This is a genomic window from Burkholderia sp. HI2714 (assembly GCF_002223085.1).
Taxonomy (GTDB): Bacteria; Pseudomonadota; Gammaproteobacteria; order Burkholderiales; family Burkholderiaceae; genus Burkholderia; species Burkholderia lata_D.
Genome location: NZ_NKFM01000118.1, coordinates 1 through 2509 on the forward strand (window position 1 = coordinate 1; position 2509 = coordinate 2509).

3 protein-coding genes are annotated in these 2509 nt (G+C 62.6%); all 3 read right to left on the reverse strand.

Going from position 1 to position 2509, the window contains the following annotated elements:
* Positions 1-26 precede the first annotated feature (26 nt).
* From tnpC to tnpA, 3 genes are read right to left on the reverse strand one after another with little or no spacing between them, the layout of a single operon-like run.
* Positions 27-1583, reverse strand: a complete 1557-nt coding sequence (gene tnpC, locus CFB82_RS41215) for an IS66 family transposase (protein WP_089487927.1) — start codon at positions 1581-1583, stop codon at positions 27-29.
* Positions 1584-1614: 31 nt separating this feature from the next.
* Positions 1615-1965 carry an IS66 family insertion sequence element accessory protein TnpB gene (gene tnpB, locus CFB82_RS41220; protein WP_027810102.1) on the reverse strand — a complete coding sequence of 117 codons (351 nt, stop codon included), beginning with the start codon at positions 1963-1965 and terminating at the stop codon, positions 1615-1617.
* Positions 1941-2417 (reverse strand): IS66-like element accessory protein TnpA, encoded by a 477-nt coding sequence (gene tnpA, locus CFB82_RS41225; protein WP_143751085.1) that lies wholly within the window; start codon positions 2415-2417, stop codon positions 1941-1943. The genes tnpB and tnpA overlap by 25 nt, the downstream gene beginning before the upstream one ends.
* Positions 2418-2509: the final 92 nt, after the last annotated feature.

The window sequence follows — 2509 nt, forward strand, 5'->3', positions numbered from 1 at the left end:
CGTATGCGGTCTTTTAACGACACCCATCAGAGGTTGGGAGTGGCAGGCATGCTCCATGGCATGAGGGCCGCGTAGTCGTCGGCGGTTGCAGCGAGAGGCAGCTTCGTGAACAGCCAGACGAGGTAGCGATACGGTTCGATGCCGTTCGCCTTGCACGTCTCGACGAGGGAGTACAGATTGGCGCTGGCCTGCGCGCCGGCGACAGTGTCGGAGAACAGCCAGCCTTTGCGGCCGACGACGAACGGTCTGATCGCGTTTTCACACAGGTTGTTCGAGAGTGGCCAGTTGCCGTTCTCGATGTAGCGGACCAGCTTGGGCCATTGCCCGCTCATGTATTGCAGCGCCTTGCCGAGCAGACTCGACGGCACGACGGCGGGCAGATGCTCGACCATCATGCGTTCGACGAGGGAGAGCGCTCGGGCGCTGTATCGGGTACGCAATCGCTGCCGGCGTTCAGGCGTCCACTTCGCGCTTCGCGCCTCGGCCGTGAACAGCTTGCCGATCAGCTTAACGAAGCGCGTCGCCAGCAGATCCGATGAGCGTGCCGCTTTCGGCACCGACTCCTCGGCCTTGATGAAGCCGCGGCGTACATGCGCCCAGCATCCGAGATGCACGAGCTGGTGATCGTGGGCGATGCCGTTATAGAGTTCGTACCCGTCCGTCATCAGCACAGTGCCGGGCTGCACGCCGGCATAGAGCTTCTGCGCATGTTGGGCACCACGTCCCGGCGAGTACGAGAACATCCGCACGGGCGGCCCTGAGCCGTTGACCTGCGCCCACAGGTAGCTCTTTGCCTGCGGCCTTCGTCCCGGTTCCTTCAGCACCTGGAACGTTGTCTCGTCGCCGTAGATCAGGTCGGATTCGAGCAGCGCGTCACGCATCAGGTTGATCACCGGCTGCGTAGCAAGCCCCACTCGCACCACGCTAGCGGCCAGCGTGTTCGACGAGATGTCGCCGCCGAAGCGACGCAGCAGCGTGGCCTGGCGATACAGTGGCATGCCGTATTGGTACTTGCCAGTGATGATCCACGCCAGCGCGGATTCCGTGAGCAGCCCGCGAGGGATGATGCGCGTCGGCGCTGGCGTGACCTTAATGCCGAGATCACAGCAAGGGCAGGCGTACTTGACCCGCTGGTGCTGAACGACGCGCACTTGCTCGGGAATCACGTCGAGCTGTTCGCTCGTTTCTACGCCAATCTCGACGAGGGCGTGGCCGTCGTGCGCGCAGAATCGTTCAGCTTCTGGCAACTCGTGCCGCACGACCTCGCGCGGCAGGCTCGGATTGAGTGGTTTGCGCCCGCGCTTGCCGCGCGTGTGGGCGGTGACCGAGGTGCCGGGCACGTCTTCACGCGCGGGCGCGTCGGCAGTCGCCGCCAATGCCTCTGCTTCGTTGAACAGGCCGAGCTGGTCGGCATGGCGCGCCTCGCTCGATGCACCGAACAGTTCGTGCTTGTAGGCCCGCAGCTTCTCTTCGGCCAGATCGCGCTGGGCCGTCACGAGTCGAAGCTCACCGCGCAGCGCATCGCGTTCGGCGAGCAGTGCCTGGTATTCCTCAACACTCGGCATGACGGGGCTGTTCGGCATGGCCGATTAGACCATGTCACCCGCGCGGTGTTCAGCTCATCCGCGCGTAATATCGCTGGGGATGCTTCTGGATCACGGCCAGGTCGATGCCGTCGAGCAGCCAGTGCAATTGCTCGGCGCTGAGCGTGATTGTGTCGCCTCCGTTCGGCCAGATGAAGCGATCGGCTTCGAGTCGCTTGAGCAGCAACCAGAAGCCGTTGCCGCCCCAGCCGAGAATCTTGATACGATCGCGACGGCGGTTGCCGAAGACGAACAGCGCCGAGGTCATCGGGTTCAGGCGCATCGCCTGTTCGACCAGGATCGACAGTCCGTTGATGCCCATGCGGAAGTCGACTGGATCGCGATGCAGATAAACCTTCAGCCCTTCGTCGAACCGGAACATGGCAGCCTCCCGAGCATTTGCACAACGGCCGTCAGTTCATCGAAGTTCGCCGGGCCCAATTCTAAGGAAACGCCGTTTGGCAGGTGCACATTCAGTGAGAATGCCGCAGCCAATTTAGTCGGAGTGGGAGCAACCGCGGAGGTGACGACCTGCATAAAGGCTGATTCCTCAGGCACGGAAGCCGCCGGCAGCTCGACGCGAGCCTCTCGTGACGGCTCCGTCACGGAGCTGACTATCTCGCCCGCGGCTTGTTCGCGCTGATACTTGGAAATCCACGTCCGAACGAGGTTTGGATTGACGTCGTGCTCCATGGCCGTCCGCGCGATCGACACCCCGGGCTTCAGACACGCCTGTATCAATTCGCGCTTCGCATCCTCGTCGTACTTACGCCGTCCGTCTCGCTTGCGATCGACCACCAATCGGCTCTGCAAACCTCCGCGTTGCTCGTTCATGCACACCTGTCCACGCTCATTGAACATGGACACGTAGCCTCGGTGAATCAGCCTCGCCGTGCAATGGCGTCAATCAAAGAGCGCTTACCCTG